This window comes from Microlunatus sp. GCM10028923 (assembly GCF_042666975.1).
Lineage (GTDB): Bacteria > Actinomycetota > Actinomycetes > Propionibacteriales > Propionibacteriaceae > Microlunatus.
Window position 1 is genome coordinate 232,539 of the sequence record NZ_JBHTFF010000007.1, and the last position, 15,577, is coordinate 248,115.

Genomic DNA, 15,577 nt, shown 5'->3' on the forward strand with positions numbered 1-15,577 from the left:
CTTTTCCTACTTGTGCGGGAAGGTGAACATGGCCAGGAAGCGGCGGGCACGCTGGATCGTGCTGGGTGTGGTCGGGGTGCTGGTGCTCGGCCTGGTGTTCGTCGGGGTGGGCTACGTCGACCAGAACACGAACTACACCGAACGCGACGCCGAGCAGCTGGCCCGGGCGGGCGTCACCACCAAGATCACGACGGTCGGTGGTCACGAGACCCACTACGCCGAAGGCCCGGACAACGGACCGCCGCTGCTGCTGATCCACGGCCAGGGTTCCCAGTGGGACGACTACGCCAAGGTCCTGCCGACCTTGATCAACTCACATCACGTGTTCGTGATCGACGTGTACGGCCACGGCCGCTCGGCCCGGCTGCCCGCACAGGAGTACACCGCGGTACGGATCGGCACCCTGATCGCCGAGTTCATGGAGCAGCGGCTGGGCGGGTCGGCGCTGGTCTCCGGCCACTCCTCCGGTGCCCTGCTCGCCGCCTGGCTGGCCGCGAACCGGCCCGACCTGGTCAGCGGTGTGCTGCTGGAGGACCCGCCGTTCTACTCGTCGATCATGCCGAGGGCCGCGCAGACGACCGGCGGCGCGATCTTCCCGATCGCCAGGGACTTCCTGGCCCAGTCCGAGCAGCGCGACTTCCAGCGCTACTTCGTCGAGCACGGCGACTACTTCTCCTTCTTCGGCCCGGTGAAGAACCAGATCAAGGCGTACGCGCTCGGCTACCTCGATGATCATCCGGGCCAGCCGCTGGAGATCTTCTTCCTGCCGCCGATGGTCAACGTCTTCTTCCGCGGCCTGGTCAACTACGACCCGGCCTTCGGCGCCGCGTGGTTCGACAACCACTGGTACGACGGCTACGACACCGACCAGGTGCTGAAGTCGATCAAGGTGCCGACGGTGTTCCTGCACACCAACTACTTCCAGCAGACCACCGGCAGCTACTACCAGAACGGCATCCTGATGGCGGCCATGGATGGCGAGGAGAAGGACCGGGCCCTGGGTCTGCTGAGGAACGAGGAACTGGTCGAAGTCCCCTCCGGCCACCTGGTCCACTTCGAACGCCCGGACGCCTACCTCGACGCCTTCACCCGCCTCACCACCCGCGTCCCCTGACCCCAACCGGACAGTGTGGAAATCTCCGCCGCGTCCGGTGGCACCGAAGTTCCACGATCAGGGACTGGCCAGGGCGGTGGTGAGGTCGGCGACCGTCGTGACCGGCATCCGGCAGACGAAGTTGCGGCAGACGTACGCGGTCGGGCGGTTGTCGATCATGGTCCGCTGCCCCAGCAGGGCGAAGCCGGGCAGGTCCGGCGGGCCGGCCAGGACGACCGATCCGGCCGGGGCCAGCCGCCAGGCGGTCCGGCGCAGCTCGATCGTGTCGGGGTGGTCCGGCGGCCCGGCGATCGCGACCTCGACCGGCGGAGCCTCGGTCCGGCTGATCGCGTCGGCGAGCAGCCAGCCGGCGAACCGCGGTGCGGCGGTGATCAGTCCGGCGGCCGAGGCGGCCGCCCGTTCGGCCCGCTCGGCGTAGTCGGCCCGGCCGGTCAGCTCGGCCAGCAGGGTGAGGGCGTGGACGGCGGCGCTGAGCCCGGACGGGGTCGCGTTGTCGGTCGGGTCCTTCGGCCGCAGATACAGCCGCTCGGCCTCGGCGGCCGTGTCGTAGAAGCCGCCGGCGCCGTCGTCGAACGCGGTGATCATCCGGTCCGCCAGCCACTCGGCGCGGGACAGCCATTCCGCGTCGGCGCCAGCGGCCGTGAGCCGGGTGGCCGCCTGCGCCAGGGCCGCGTAGTCCTCCAGGACCGCCGCGGCGGTGCCGACCCGACCCTGCCGAGAGCTGCGCCGCAGGCCGTCGTCGACCCGGTGCACCCGCCAGACCAGGTCGGCGGCGTGCCGGGCCACCTCAAGCCAGTCCGGCCGGTTCATGATCATCGCCGCCTGCACCAGGGCGTCGATCGCCCAGCCGTTCCAGGCGGTGATGATCTTGTCGTCGCGACCCGGCCGGGCCCGCCCGGCTCGGGCGTCGGCGAGCTTGCGGCGGATATCGGCCAGTCGGACCGGGTCCTGGTCCGCCGGCAGCTGCAGCGTCGACGCACCGTCCTCGAAGGTGCCGTTCGCTGTCACGACGAACACCTCGGCTGCCCAGGCCCCGTCCTCCGGGCCGAGCACGTCCCGAAGCTGCTCCGGCGTCCACGCGTAGTAGGCACCCTCCCGGAGGGTCCCCTCGGCATCGAGCGAGTCGGCGTCCAGGCTGGAGGCGAAGCCGCCCTCCGGGGTCCGCAGCTCGGTGAACAGCCAGTCCACCAGGTCGGTCGTGACCCGCTCCGCCAGTGGCGAGCCGGTCCGGCGCCACCAGCCGACGTAGCTGCCCAGGAGCAGCGCGTTGTCGTACAGCATCTTCTCGAAGTGCGGCACCACCCAGCCGGCGTCGACGCTGTAGCGGGCGAAGCCGCCGGCGAGTTGATCATGGATGCCGCCGCGGGCCATCGCCTCCAGCGTTCCCTCGACCATGATCATCGCGTCCGGGTCGGCGGACCGCAGCAACGCCTCCAGGACCAGCGACGGCGGAAACTTCGGTGCCGTACCGAAGCCGCCACGTTCCCCGTCGTAGTCCCGCCGCAACGTCGCGATGGCCTGGCCGATCTCGGCGGCGCCGGCCTGGCCGGCCAGGTCGGGCCGGGCGCCGGCCAGTTGATCACTGATCGTCCCGGCCGCGGTGACGAGCTCCTCCCGGCGGTCCCGCCAGGCCTCACCGATCGCCTGCAGCACCTGCGGGAAGGACGGCAGCCCACCGCGCGGCGCCGGCGGATAGTAGGTGCCCGCGAAGAACGGGCTCCGGTCCGGCGTCAGGAACACCGTCATCGGCCAGCCGCCCTGCCCGGTCAGCGCCTGGGTGGCCTGCATGTAGACCGCGTCGACGTCCGGCCGCTCCTCCCGGTCCACCTTGATCGCCACGAAGCCTGAGTTGATCATGGCCGCGATCCGCTCGTCCTCGAACGACTCGTGCGCCATCACGTGGCACCAGTGGCAGGCCGCATAACCGACCGACAGCAGGACCGGGACCTCCCGCCGGGCGGCTTCGGCGAACGCCTCGTCGCCCCACTCCCACCAGTCGACCGGGTTGTCGGCATGCTGCAGCAGGTACGGCGAGGTGCTGTCGGCGAGACGGTTGGCCATGACACCGACCGTACGCGCCCGGCAAGATCAACTCGAACGGGAGGCCACCGTCGGCCGGTCCCCGGCCGACCCGCGGACCCCGGTCCGGCCGGCGACCAGCCGGCGCAGGACCAGTTCCAGCGGGCCCCGGTGCCCGGCCCGGCGCATCAGTTCGGCGAGCCCGACCGACAGCAGCCAGACGGCCACGGCGATCATGATCGTCGCCGCCGCGCCGACCCGCCCGGCCAGCCCCAGCGTGAACGGGTAGAACAACACCAGCCAGACCAGCGACTGGAACAGATAGAAGGTCAGCGACCGCTGGCCGAGCGCGACCACGGCGGTGATCAGCCGGCCCCGGGCCGAACCGATCGCGTGGGCCAGGAGACCGATCGCCGCGGCCAGGGCCAGGCCGCCGGCGAAGCCGGTCAGGTCGTGCGCGACGGCGGCGCCCCAGATCGCGGGCGAAGCGGTCGGCGCCCACAGACCGCCGGTGATCAAGGCGCCCGGCAACCGACCCGCGACGGCCATGATCAACCCGATCACGGCGACCCGGCGCAGCAGCGGCAGGTGCCGGCCCGGTTCGTCGAGGAGGCGCCGCCGGGCCGCCCAGAGACCGACCAGCATGCCCGGGACGACGGCGACCGTACCCAGCACCGTCTCGACCGGCCAGGTCGGCAGGTTGGCGAGCAGGTGGGACAGCAGGTCCGGCTCCAGGTAGCCGGTCATCCCGACCGGCCCGCCGGCCACGATCGCCTGGTATGACTGCGCGGTCTGCCAGGCGAGCAGCGCGCCCATCGGGACCAGCGTGATCGCGGCGGTACGGAGCAGCACCAGGTCACGGGACCGCACCAACGGGACCAGCAGCACCAGGGCCACGCCGTAGTAGGCGATGATGTCGAGCGGAACCAAGATCACGGTATGCAGGAAGCCGATCATGATCAGCCACCATCCGCGGCGGCGCAGCTGCTTCCGGGTGTCGGGCCAGTCGACGCCGTCACCCTGTTGCCGGTACGCGAGCTGGCCCAGCCCGTACCCGAACAGGAAGACGAAGAGCGTCCGGGCCAGGTTGTCCGCGAGCAGCGCCTTGACGAACTGCGCGCCGTGATCAAGGGGAGCCGGCGTCGCGCCGGCAAACGCCGGAGCGTGCGCGACCGCGATCAGCAACAGCATCAGACCCCGGCCGAGGTCCGGCGCCAGGGAACGCTCCCGCAGCGCCGTGCTGCCGTGGGTTTCGCGGGACATCGGGCCTCCTCCGTGACTGGAATGATCATTCAATGCCACACAAAGGCTACGTTGCATTTGCAATACAGGCAACTCAGATCGCTTACATACAAGGCGATATTGCAATCGTGATGCCTGCAAACGCAACGGTGTTACCCTGATCATTGCAATGAAATGCGACGAAAGGAACGCCGGTGCCCGGTGGCCGACTCTCCCCGCAGGATCGTCGGACGATCGCGGTCGGATTGGCCGGCGGCTCCAGCTTTGCGGAGATCGCACGGGAGCTCTCCCGGCCGACCTCGACCATCAGCCGCGAGGTGCTGCGGAACGGCGGGTCGACGGGCTACGACCCGGACCGGGCGCAGCAGTCCACCCGGGACCGAGCCTGGCGGCGCGGCCCGGTCCCGGCCGGGGATGGCCGGCACGCCGGTCCCGGCAGTGGCGACGAGCCCGGCAACGTGGCGGTGGTCGAGGCCGAGCTGACCGAGGCGCTGATCGGGACCGGCCTGCCGCGGATGACCGCACGGGTGTTGGCCTGCCTGTACACCACCGACAGCGGTGCGCTCACCGCGGCCGACCTGGTCCGCCGGCTCGGGGTCAGCCCGGCCTCGATCTCGAAGGCGGTCAGCGAGTTGGAGCAGCAAGGTCAGCTGCGCCGGGAGCGCGAACCGGCCGGGCGGCGAGATCGCTACGTCATCGACGCCGACGTCTGGTACGAATCCTGGCGGGAAGCGGTCCGGCAGCTGACCGTCCTGGCCGAGACCCTCGACCGGGCCGCGATCGCGCTCGGCCCCCGGACCGGCGCCGGAACCCGGCTCACCGAGGCCGGCGGAATCTTCCGCGATCTCGGGGCCGAGATGACCGGCAGTGCCGAGCGGCTGCGCCGGCGGCGGGCCACGCCGCGACGTCGGCCCCGGCGCTGAGCCGAACCCCCTCCGGGCTCGCGCTTGCCGTTGGGGCGTCGGGTCGCAACGATGGCCGGAGCCGAACCCGGCCGCCGACCTCGCCGAGGGACTGATCCGATGCCCGACCCGTCCTACTTCCTGTTCCAGGGCGTGTTCCTGCTGCCCGCGTTGTTCGGCGTCATCCTGCTGGCCGCCCTGGCCCGCGGCGCGGCTCGGGTGCTCGGCGTGATCGGCTGCGTGGTGCTGCTCGTCAGCCGGATCGGGAGTGCGGTCTGGACGTTCCTGATCCCGCGGTTCCAGTACGAGTTCGGCTACTCCCTGGCCACCTTGGTGATTCCCAGCGTGGCGTTCAATCTGATCTCGGCGGCCGGGCTGACCCTGGTCGTCTGCGCCGTGGTCGCGGGACGCCGCCCGGCCCCGGCCTGACCCTGCGACGATCAGTCGACCTCCGCATGCAACAACCCGTTCTTGCCGGGCGTGAGTTCCTATATGGGAGTGAGAGTGAACGACCCGCCGTGGCTGGAACTCTCCTTCGACACCTGGGTGAGTACCCGCGTTCCGGAGCTGATGAGGTTCGCCTACCTGGTGACCGGTAGCCAGGACGCGGCCGAGGAGGCCGTACAGACTGCGCTGTCGGCCGCCTTCGAGAAGTGGTCGCGGGTCCGCCGCACCACGGACCCGGACGCGTACGTACGGAGGATGATCGCCAACGCGCATGTCTCGCAGTGGCGGAAGTTCGGCAAGCGGATCGCCGTCGTCTCCGCCGTGCCCGAGGACCGCGGTGGCGATCCGGCCGACTCGATCGCGACGAACGATGCGGTCTGGCGGGTCTGCTCGGCCCTGCCGCGCCAGCAGCGGGCCGCGGTGGTGCTGCGGTTCTACGAGGACCTCGACTACGCCGAGATCGCCCGGATCCTCGAGGTCACGGAGGCCACCGTCCGCTCCCACATCCATCGAGCACTCGCCGCCCTGCGGGTGCAGCTGACCCGAGCGGAGGACTGATCATGGTCGAGGAGCGACCCGGTCCGGGCAGGACCGATCCCACGGACGACGAGCTCGAACAGCTGATGCGGGCCGGGCTGGCGGAGCGAGCCGGGCAGGTCGACACCGACGTGCCGGTCCCGGTGAACCGTTCCCGGTCCCGCCGTTGGGTGCTTCCGGCGGCGGTCGCCGCAGCGGTGGGGATCCTCGTCGTCGGTGCGCTGGTCGTACCGGACGGCAACGTTCCCGTACCCCCGTCCGACGATCGCACGCGGGTGGCCAACCCGCCGGCGCCCAGCGACTGGCGGTGGGAGTCCTGGCACGGCGTCCAGGTCTCCGTCCCGCCGGACTGGGGTTGGGGCGGAGCGCCCAGCCCGCCGGAGGAATTCGGCGAATCCGCGCGCTCGGGCAACCTGTACGACTGCGGCATGGCGGCCTACCGGTCCGCCGACGGCAAGCCGGTCCAGGACGCGGCCCTGCCCTACGTCGGACGGCCGATCATGATGACCGACGCCTGCTCCGTCGTTCATGATCAAGATCTTCCGCAACCGACCGCCCCCTACGCCTGGCTCGGTGCCTCGCTCGAACCGGGCACCCGTGATCTTGGCGGCGGCTGGCAGCAGACGACCGTCAAGGTCGGCGGCAGTACGGTCACGGTGGCGACGAAGGACGACGCGTTGCGCGAGCGGATCCTCAGCACCGCAAGGGCCAATCCCGGTACCGATTGCGAAGCCGAGCTCGGTGAACGGACGGTCAGCGACTTCACCGTCGACGATCCCACCGGCATGTCCGTGTGCGCGTACCGGCGAACTGAAGGATCGAACGGCTTTCCACTCCAGTACGCCACCGAGGTCGACGCCGCCTCGACGCGCACATTCCTGGCCGCGATCGACTCGGCGCCCAAGCTGCAGTGCATCGACTCCTACACCGACGAGTGGGTTGTCCTCCGGATCCACGGCAAGGAAGGAAAGACCCAGGTCGTCCTCGTCGATACAGGAGACTGCATCGGCATCCACGCCGCGAAGGGCACGGCCGAACTGAACGTCGCGACCACCTCGCCCTGGGCCGTCGACGGGATCCCGGCGTACGTCATCGGCCCGAGAGACACCAGCGAGGTCCCGGGCCTGAGCGACTACTTCCGGGGCATACTCGGCTGATTCAGTCGGGCAGCGCGTCGCGCCACAGGTCGAAGACGCGGTCGATCGCGGCAGGGTCGACGAAGGTGTCGAACGTGGACTTCGCTCGTTCGCGGCTGAGTGGGTCGCGCACCACGGAAGCGGTCCACTCGACGCTCTGGCGGATATCGGTGCCAACGTCGGCGTGGCTGAGGAACTCCGCGATCACCCGCGCCGTCTCGCCCGGGTCGGCGACGGCCATGAGCCGCCAGAGGTCGCCGAGGTCCTTGTCGCTGACGGCGCCCTTGCGTGGCTCGCGTAGCAGTTCGCCGACCTTGGAGCCCTTGGCGAGGATGAGCGCTGGAGTCTCCGCAACCTGGATCTGCACCGACAGCCGCGGATCCGCGAAGTCGGTGATCGTCATGACTGATCGGTTGAAGGCCGCGGGCTCGAGGCCCAGAGCGTTGCCGACCGCGTGCTTCCCATGTGCGGGCTGTAGCGCCGGCACGCCGCGCTTGCTGCGACTGGTCGTGCCGGAGAGTCCGTGCGGGGCCAGCAGGTCGATCTTCTCCCGGAAGTTCCGGGTGCCGTCGGCCTCGTCGTACGCCTTCCGCCCCCACAGTCCCGGACGAGCCGTGGTGCGGTGCTCGTAGCCGGCGGCGGCCAGTAGCACCTCGATGCTGGGCAGATCAGCCACCAGACCGGGCGTCACCCCGAGATCACCGTCGCCGGTCGGCATCCCTGGCACGTTGAGATCCGCCGTCCGCAGGAGGACCGCGTGGGCTCCGACCAGAGTCAAGGACTCGGCGTGCGCTTCCAGAACGCCGACCACGTTGATGATCGCCCGGCGACTCCACTCCAGCTCTGAACTCGGAGCGTTGAGGCCGGTCACGCCACCCGCCGTCCGGTCAGGATGTCGGCCTGCTCAGCCATCCGGTCGATGCCGCCGTACGCATCGATGATCACTTGGTCCCGCGCAGCGACCGTGACGCCGCCGATCACAGTCCGACCGACCTCGCTGACGCCGTCGAAGGGGATCAGCGTGAGCCGCATCCCGAACGCACCCGGCTCCTTCCGTGCGAGGCCGGCCACGCCCGCCGCGCGGGCCAGGTCTCCGACGTAGAGCACGGGCCACGTCTCGCCCGCGCTGGAGCGGTAGAGGTTGGCACCGGCATCACCCGTGAGCGCATAGTCAACGCCTGCTCGGCCGAGCGACTCGGCGACCTCGTGCGCCGACGGCCCGGGTTCGAACTCCACAGCGCCCGGGCGACGCGACAAACGAGCAACACGTCCGGCGCGGAACAGCAGGTCCGCTTCCCTGCCGACCACCGCCCGGCCGGCGGCATCGACAAGACCGATCCGCGCCCAGCGCTGCAGCCATGTCTCGACCGCCGTCGGCCGCGCAAGGTCCAGCGCGGGATCGAGCGCCAGCCTCGCGGCCGCGACGGCGGCGGTGTCGGCGACTCCGGTGAATCCGATCGGCTCACCCAGGACCGCCAGGATCTCCTGCGCCAGATCGAAGGACGGACTCACCGTGCCGGCCTCGATCCTGGTCACCGTCGTCGGAGCGACGTCGGCCAACGCCGCGAGTTGACGAGCGCTCAGCCCGTTCACCCGGCGCAGCGTCGAGATGCGCTCCGCAAGATCCATGCCGTCAGCTTAGCTAGCTGTTGCAAATCTGCAACAGGGATGTCCTCAGTCGGCTGTCGACCCGCTCGACCCCAGGATCCGGTCGGCCAGCCGGGAGTTCGCCGCGGCCCAGGCGTCGACCATCCGGGTGCCGCCGTGTCCCTCGCCCTCGTCGATGATCAACTCCGAGTCCGGCCAGGCCCGGTTCAGTTCCCAGGCGGTGATCAACGGGCCGCTGATGTCGGCGCGACCGTGGATCAGGGTTCCCGGGATCCCGGCGAGCTCGCTCGCCCGGGCCAGGATCGGCGGTTCGAGGAACCCGTCGGCCGCCCAGTAGTGGGTGGCCAGGGTGACGAAGACCTGGCGGAAGACCTGATCGTCCCAGCGCGGGTCGCGCCGCAGCCCGGCGGCGAGGGAGATGTGGTGGTCCTCCCACTCGGCCCAGGCCAGCGACGCGGCGTCACGTACCGCCGGATCGGGGTCGGTGATCAACTTCGCGTACGCCTCGACGATCCGCGACTCGTGCCGCCGGTAACCAATCCCGGCCGCTTCGGCGTGGCCCGCGTAGCGGTCCCACGCTTCGGGGAACACCGCGCCGACCCGCTCGGTGATCCAGTCCACCTCGGCGCGGCCGGTCGTGGTCACGGCCATGATCACGATGCCGAGCACCCGGTCCGGATGTTCCAGCGCGTACGCCAGCGCGAGGGTGGACCCCCAGGACACGCCGTTGATCACCCACCGGTCGACGCCGAGCGTCTCGCGCAGTTGTTCGCAGTCGGCGATCAGCGCCTGGGTGGTGTTGCCGGCAAGATCATGATCGGAATCGGTCGCGAGCGGTACGGACCGGCCGCAGCCGCGCTGGTCGATCCCGATGATCCGGAACCGTTCCGGGTCGAACTTGGTGACGTACCCACCAGGACCGAGGGTGCCACCCGGTCCGCCGTGCAGGTAGAGCGCCGGGATGCCGTCCGGCCGGCCGGACTCCTCCCAGTAGACGGACTGACCGGAGCCGACGTCGAGCAGGCCTGATTCACGTATCGGAGTCTTGGGGAACACCTGCCGATCCTAGAGCGAGGCTCGGCCGGTCCAGCAGCCACCGCCAGGACCCGTCCGGCTGCCGCCGGGCCACCTCGCAGGTGGTGTCCGGACCGATCCGGGTGTTGGTCAGAGCGAGATCACCGACCACCAGCGGCGGCAGCGGCTCGCCCGGCGTCAGCACCGGCCGCCCGGCCAGGAACGCCGCGTAGAACTCCCGGATCTCGGCCCGGCCGCGGGCCACCGATCCGTCCGGCAACTCCAGCGCGGCCTCGGGTTCATAGAGGTCGACCAGGCCGTCGAGGTCGCCGGCGTTGATCGCCTCGACCAGGAGCGGGCCGAGGTGGCCGGGTTCGGTTGCGCGCGTCATACGACGACGCTAATCGCCGCCGCCGACACTCTCCTCCGGCGTACAGCCGCAGGATCGGCCGATCCGCAGCCGGGGCCGGAGCACCCGGTGTACGGCCTCGGTGTGCTCGCGCCGGCTCAGCCCGACCAGGGTCTCCAGGGCCGTCCGGGCCAGGGCGGCGACGTCCTGGTCGACCGAGGTGAGCGGCGGCTGCCCGTACCGGCCGGCCTCGGTGCCGTCGAAGGCGACCACGGCAAGATCATCGGGAACCCGCAGCCCCGCCTCGGCGCAGGCGGCGATGGCACCGATCGCCTGCGCGTCACTGGTGGCGAAGACGGCGTCGAACGCGCGGCCGGCGGTGATCAGCTCGCGCATCGCGCGGTAGCCGCCCTCGCTGGAGAAGCTGGTGTGCACCGGTGCGGCGGCGGTCATCCCGGCCCGGTCCAGCGCGTCCTGCCAGCCGGCCACCCGCTCCTGGACCGCGTCGATCTCGGCCGGTCCGGCCAGGCAGACCGGATTCCGGCGATCATGGGACAGCAGATGATCAACGGCCTCGGCGGCGGCGGTCCGGTTGTCGATCACGACCGAGGAGAAGCCGGTCCCCTGCGGCGCGCGGTCCAGCAGCACCACCGGCAGCCGTACCTCGTCCAGCATGCTGACGTCCGGATGCGAGGCCGCGGAGATCAACAACAGCCCGTCCACCTGACGGTCGACGAACGCCCGGAGGTACGCCGACTCCCGCTCGGTCTGGTTGTCCGCGGTACCGATGATCAACATGTAGTCGTTCCGGAACGCCTCGTCCTCGACCGCCTGGGCCAGTTCGCCGAAGTGCGGGTTCCGGTGATCCGGCATCAGCATCGCGATCGAGTGGGTCCGGTTCTCCCGCAACGCCCGGGCGATCCGGTTCGGCCGGTAGTTCAGCTCGGCCACCGCGGCCAGCACCCGTTCCCGGGCCTCGGCCGACACCGGCCGCGGGCCGCCGTTCAGAACGTAGCTGACCAGAGCCGGCGACACCCCCGCCGCCCTGGCCACATCAGCTCTCGTGATCGCCACAATCGTCCCCCGCAGTCGTGATCATTTCTCGCCGCTGCTCGCGATCGTAGCCGCGAAGAACCGTTGCAGGAACAGCAGCAGTACCGCCGGCACCACCGAGATCAGCAGCGCCCCGCCGAACATCTGGCCGAAGTTGAACTCCGTGTCCGTGAAGGTCCGGGCGATCGCGATCGGCGCCACCTGCTTGGCCTCCTCGGAGATGATCAGCAGCGGCCACAGGTACGAGGACCACTGGCCGAGGAAGATCAGCAGCCCGGAGTTGATCAGGGTGGTGACGCTGAGCGGCACGTAGATCCTGGTCATGATCCGGAAATCGGAGGCGCCGTCGATCACCGCCGCCTCGCGCAGCGACGTCGGGATACCGCGGAAGAACTGCCTCATGTTGAAGATCGCCAGCCCGTTGCCGATGCCGGGCAGGATCAGGCCGAGGTAGCTGTTGTTCAGGTGCCAGCTGGTGAAGAACTGGGCCAGCGGAATCGCGATCGCCTCGAACGGAATCATGAAGCCGATCACCAGCAGCGCGAAGATGAACTCGCGGCCGCGGAACCGGAGCACGGTCAGCGCGTACGCCGCCGGCACCGAGATGGCCAGGCCGATGATCACCGAGGCGAACGCGACCAGCAGCGAGTTGGCCATGCTCTGGCCGAACCGCAACTCCCCGAACAGGGCCCGGTAGTTGTCCAGCGTCCAGAGGTCCGGGATCAGTGTCCGCCAACTGAGCGGGCTGACGCTCTCGATCACCTGGCTGCCCGGCCGCAGCGAGCCGAACAGCATCCAGAGCGCCGGCAGGGCGAACAGCAGCGCCACGATCACGGCCAGCACGGTCAGCAGCGTGATCAACAAGCCGGCCTGGAACCGGCCCTTCGACCGTCTCGGCACGACCACACGCACCGTACTCGTCGACGGTTCGGTCAGCAGGGTGGTCATGCGTCACGCTCCCGGAGCAGCCGGAACTGGATCGCGACGATCAGCAACATGATCAAGGTCAGGACGAGGGTCGAGGTGGCACCGAGGTTCGGCTGCGAGTACGTGTAGGTGCGCCGGTAGGCGTCGAACATCAACAGCGTGGTCGACTCCTGTGGCCCACCGTTGGTCAGCATCTGCACCGGGACGAACAGGACGAAGTTCGCCACCGTGTCCGCGACCAGGACGAACAGCAGCGGCCGCTTCATCAGCGGCAGCGTGATCGACCAGAACGTCCGCCAGGCCCCGGCGCCGTCGATCGACGCCGCCTCGTACACCTCACGATTGATGTCGTTCAGGCCGCCGATCAGGAACAGCATCCAGTAGCCGATGCCGACCCAGGACGCCACCAGCACGATGCTGGGCAGCGCCTGGGCCGGCGAGGTGAAGAACGGCTGCGGCCCGATGCCGAACACGCCGAGCAGGCCGTTGACCGGGCCGTCGTTGCGCAGCGCGACACCCCAGGCGATCGACGACCCGACGATCGGGATCGTGCACGGGATGAACACCGCCGTCCGCCAGATGCCACGGCCGGGCAGCTTCCGGGTCAACAGCACCGCCACCGCCATCGCCAGGGCGATCTGCAGCGGATTGATCACCAGGTTGAACAGGACGGTACGAACCAGCGTGCCCAGGAACAGCTGATCACTGAACAGCACGGCGTAGTTCTTCAGCCCGGCGAACCGTTCCTCGGCGAGCAGGCCGACGCCGACCCGCTCGAACAGGGTGGACCAGACCGCGCCGGCGAACGGCACCAGCCGGAGCAGCACGATCGCCAGCAGCGCCGGGGCGAGGAACACCGCGGCGGTGATCACAGTGCGACGACGGAGCATGGCGCTACTGGTACTGCTTCCAGGCTGTCGCCAGCTGGCTCTGCGCGGATTCCAAGGCCTGCTTCGGATCCGCGCCGTTGGCGATGTCGGAGAACGCCCGGCCCATGATGTCCTCGAACTCGATGTAGCCGGCCGTCGAGACCCGGCCCACCGCGGTGTGCTCGGTCTCGTACTCGACCACCTTTGCGGCCTGCTGGCCGCCTTCGGAGGAGGTGAACATCTCGGCCTGCAGGTACGACTTCAGGCCGGCCGTGTTCGCCGGCAGCTCGGCGTACGCGCGGTGCTTGGCGTACCCGCTCTCGCCGTCGATCGCCAGCCAGCGCAGGAAGATCGCCGACGCCTCCTTGTTCTTGGAGAACGGGTTGATGCCGACCGACCAGGAGCCGGTCGGGCTGGCCGGCTCGCCGCCCTGCCAGACCGGGTTCAGCGCCGCGCCCCAGTTGATCTTGGAATCGGCGAGCTTGCCGACCATCCAGTTGCCCTCGACCAGATAGGCCGTCTTGCCGGCCAGGAAGGTCGAGTCGATCTGCTCGGCCGGGATGCCGCGCGGGGTGATCTTGTCCGCGTACAGCGAGCCGTAGTAGGTCATCGACTGCACCCAGCCGTCGTTGGTCACGTCCGGCGTCAGATTGCCGTCACCGGTCGCACCGAGTCCGCCGCCCGCCGAGTACGGCAGCGGCTCCAACTGGTAGTAGCGGTCCGGCTGGCCGAGCAGCAGGCCGTGCTGCGCGTTGCCCTTCTGCTGCACCTGCGCGGCGTCCTGCTTCAACTGCTGCCAGGTGATCCGGGCGGCGTCGTCGGTCGACGGCGGCTTCACCCCGGCCGCGTCGAGCAGATCCTTGTTGTAGAAGAGGAGTTGGGTCGAGTTCGCGACCGGCAGCGAGTACAGCTTGCCGCCGAACGAACTCGCCTCGACGGTGACCGGCTGCAGCGCGTCGGTCAGCCCCTGGAACGGGCCGGACAGGTCCTCCAGGTAACCCCGGGTGGCCAGCGCCGGCACCCGCGGCTGGTCGACCCAGAACACGTCCGGATCGCCCGTCTTCTGGGTGATCCGCGAGTCCAGCACGCTGTTCAGGTCATCGAACGGCACGTACTGGTAGTCGACCTTGATCGTCGGGTGTTCCTTCTCGAACGCCGCGACCACGTCGGTCATCCCGTCGGCCTTCGGGTCGAGGATGCCGACGACCTTGATCGTCGTGGTCGGGTCGGTGTCCGGGATCGACCAGGGCTGGCCGGTGCCCGGGCTCTCGGCCGGGCCGCTCGCGCAGGCCGCGAAGAGGACCAGCGCGCCGGCTCCGGCGGTGAGGCTGGTCAGCAATGACCTGAGGCGCATCACAACTCCTTCAGCTTGTCCATGAAGAATCGGGTGAAGCCGGCGGCATCGACGTCGACGGCGATCGACGCGTTCGGCTCGAGCTTCGTACCGTCGCCGTCCGGGGCCCAGCCGCGGGTCAGCGGGTCGGCCAGCATCGCGCCGCGGAGCCGGTCGCCGGTCTCCACCTGGACGTAGGAGTCCTGCCAGGTGATCAACTCCGGATGGGTCACCGCGGCGACGGCGAGCGGATCGTGCATCGCGCAGGACCCGACCTGCTCCGGCCGGCGGCTGCTCAGGTGGTCGATCCAGGCCACGGTGTAGCGGCCGGCGAAGGCCGCGAACTCGTGATCACTCGCCGCCATCGCCCGGGCCTCCTCCATGGTCACCCGGACCTTGAGCGTGACGTCGAGCCCGACCCACTGCGCGACGATGCCGGAGCCGAGCACGATCTCGGCCGCCTCCGGGTCGTTCCAGATGTTGTACTCACCGGGCATCCGGGTCTCGTTGGTCGGCTGGTTGAAGACGCCGCCCATGATCACCAGCCGCTTCAGCGACGAGGCGAAGGTGTGGTCCAACCGCATCGCCAGCGCGACGTTGGTCAGCGGCCCGACCGCGACCAGGGTGATCTCCCCCGGGTTGGCGCGGACGTGCTCGACCATGGCCGCCGCGGCGGGCATCGGCCGTGGTTCACGGACCACGACCTCCTCCGGCACGGAGCCGAACTTGGCCTGCGGACGGAGCAACGGCACCTGGGCGCCGCGGTGCACCGGGACCTCGGGATGACCGAGCCGGTGCAGCAGTTCGAGGGTCAGCGTGGTCGCCGACGCGACGTCGGTGTTCCCGTTGACAGTGGTGACGAGTTCCAGCGAGATGTCGGGGTCGGCCAGCGCCAGCGCCAGCGCGAACCCATCGTCGACGTCGCTCCCCGGAGCACCCATGGCCAGGTCGACATCGAGCATCACACGTTCCATGATTCGAGTCCTCAACACGTGTTGACGAAGTTCTGGTTCGCCATGTTGACACG

At 69.8% G+C, this 15,577-nt stretch carries 16 protein-coding genes; 5 read left to right on the forward strand and 11 right to left on the reverse strand.

Features of this window, described 5'->3' with window-relative positions:
* Positions 1-28: 28 nt before the first annotated feature.
* On the forward strand, positions 29-1,114 hold the full coding sequence (locus ACFQU4_RS18885) for an alpha/beta fold hydrolase (protein ID WP_377494686.1): 1,086 nt from the start codon (positions 29-31) through the stop codon (positions 1,112-1,114).
* A 57-nt stretch (positions 1,115-1,171) separates the two neighbouring features.
* On the opposite strand, the gene ACFQU4_RS18890 is transcribed toward ACFQU4_RS18885, so the two are convergent.
* Entirely contained in the window at positions 1,172-3,175 is a 2,004-nt protein-coding gene (locus ACFQU4_RS18890) for a thioredoxin domain-containing protein (protein ID WP_377494688.1), read from the reverse strand.
* A gap of 27 nt (positions 3,176-3,202) precedes the next feature.
* Positions 3,203-4,396 carry a DUF418 domain-containing protein gene (locus ACFQU4_RS18895; RefSeq protein WP_377494690.1) on the reverse strand — a complete coding sequence of 398 codons (1,194 nt, stop codon included), beginning with the start codon at positions 4,394-4,396 and terminating at the stop codon, positions 3,203-3,205.
* A gap of 173 nt (positions 4,397-4,569) precedes the next feature.
* Here ACFQU4_RS18895 and ACFQU4_RS18900 point away from each other — a divergent pair, with 173 nt between their 5' ends.
* The 4 genes from ACFQU4_RS18900 to ACFQU4_RS18915 all read left to right on the forward strand — a co-directional run bounded on the left by ACFQU4_RS18900 (position 4,570) and on the right by ACFQU4_RS18915 (position 7,418).
* Positions 4,570-5,298: a helix-turn-helix domain-containing protein gene (locus tag ACFQU4_RS18900; RefSeq protein WP_377494692.1), complete on the forward strand. Its 729-nt coding sequence runs from the start codon at positions 4,570-4,572 to the stop codon at positions 5,296-5,298.
* A gap of 99 nt (positions 5,299-5,397) precedes the next feature.
* The gene (locus tag ACFQU4_RS18905) at positions 5,398-5,706 is read left to right on the forward strand and encodes a hypothetical protein (protein WP_377494694.1); all 309 of its coding nucleotides are present in this window, start codon (positions 5,398-5,400) and stop codon (positions 5,704-5,706) included.
* Between the two features lie 75 nt (positions 5,707-5,781).
* A complete protein-coding gene (locus tag ACFQU4_RS18910; RefSeq protein WP_377494696.1) occupies positions 5,782-6,282 on the forward strand; it encodes a SigE family RNA polymerase sigma factor in 501 nt (166 codons plus the stop codon).
* 2 nt (positions 6,283-6,284) lie between these two features.
* A complete protein-coding gene (locus ACFQU4_RS18915; RefSeq protein ID WP_377494698.1) occupies positions 6,285-7,418 on the forward strand; it encodes a hypothetical protein in 1,134 nt (377 codons plus the stop codon).
* Position 7,419: 1 nt separating this feature from the next.
* Here the strand turns inward: ACFQU4_RS18915 and ACFQU4_RS18920 are convergent, their stop codons facing one another.
* Genes ACFQU4_RS18920 through ACFQU4_RS18960 form a run of 9 tightly spaced genes read right to left on the reverse strand, consistent with a single transcriptional unit; the run spans position 7,420 to position 15,524 of the window.
* Entirely contained in the window at positions 7,420-8,268 is an 849-nt protein-coding gene (locus ACFQU4_RS18920; protein WP_377494700.1) for a hypothetical protein, read from the reverse strand.
* Positions 8,265-9,026 carry a helix-turn-helix transcriptional regulator gene (locus ACFQU4_RS18925; RefSeq protein WP_377494702.1) on the reverse strand — a complete coding sequence of 254 codons (762 nt, stop codon included), beginning with the start codon at positions 9,024-9,026 and terminating at the stop codon, positions 8,265-8,267. Before ACFQU4_RS18925 ends, ACFQU4_RS18920 begins: the two co-directional genes overlap by 4 nt.
* Positions 9,027-9,071: 45 nt before the next feature.
* A complete protein-coding gene (locus tag ACFQU4_RS18930; RefSeq protein WP_377494704.1) occupies positions 9,072-10,061 on the reverse strand; it encodes an alpha/beta fold hydrolase in 990 nt (329 codons plus the stop codon).
* Positions 10,036-10,410, reverse strand: a complete 375-nt coding sequence (locus tag ACFQU4_RS18935) for a YybH family protein (protein WP_377494706.1) — start codon at positions 10,408-10,410, stop codon at positions 10,036-10,038. Before ACFQU4_RS18935 ends, ACFQU4_RS18930 begins: the two co-directional genes overlap by 26 nt.
* 9 nt (positions 10,411-10,419) lie before the next feature.
* Entirely contained in the window at positions 10,420-11,442 is a 1,023-nt protein-coding gene (locus ACFQU4_RS18940) for a LacI family DNA-binding transcriptional regulator (protein ID WP_377494708.1), read from the reverse strand.
* Between the two features lie 21 nt (positions 11,443-11,463).
* A complete protein-coding gene (locus ACFQU4_RS18945; protein ID WP_377494710.1) occupies positions 11,464-12,369 on the reverse strand; it encodes a carbohydrate ABC transporter permease in 906 nt (301 codons plus the stop codon).
* Positions 12,366-13,238 carry a carbohydrate ABC transporter permease gene (locus ACFQU4_RS18950; protein WP_377494712.1) on the reverse strand — a complete coding sequence of 291 codons (873 nt, stop codon included), beginning with the start codon at positions 13,236-13,238 and terminating at the stop codon, positions 12,366-12,368. Before ACFQU4_RS18950 ends, ACFQU4_RS18945 begins: the two co-directional genes overlap by 4 nt.
* Before the next feature lie 4 nt (positions 13,239-13,242).
* Entirely contained in the window at positions 13,243-14,571 is a 1,329-nt protein-coding gene (locus ACFQU4_RS18955; protein ID WP_377494714.1) for an extracellular solute-binding protein, read from the reverse strand.
* Positions 14,571-15,524, reverse strand: a complete 954-nt coding sequence (locus tag ACFQU4_RS18960) for a nucleoside hydrolase (protein WP_377494716.1) — start codon at positions 15,522-15,524, stop codon at positions 14,571-14,573. The genes ACFQU4_RS18955 and ACFQU4_RS18960 overlap by 1 nt, the downstream gene beginning before the upstream one ends.
* Positions 15,525-15,577 lie beyond the last annotated feature (53 nt).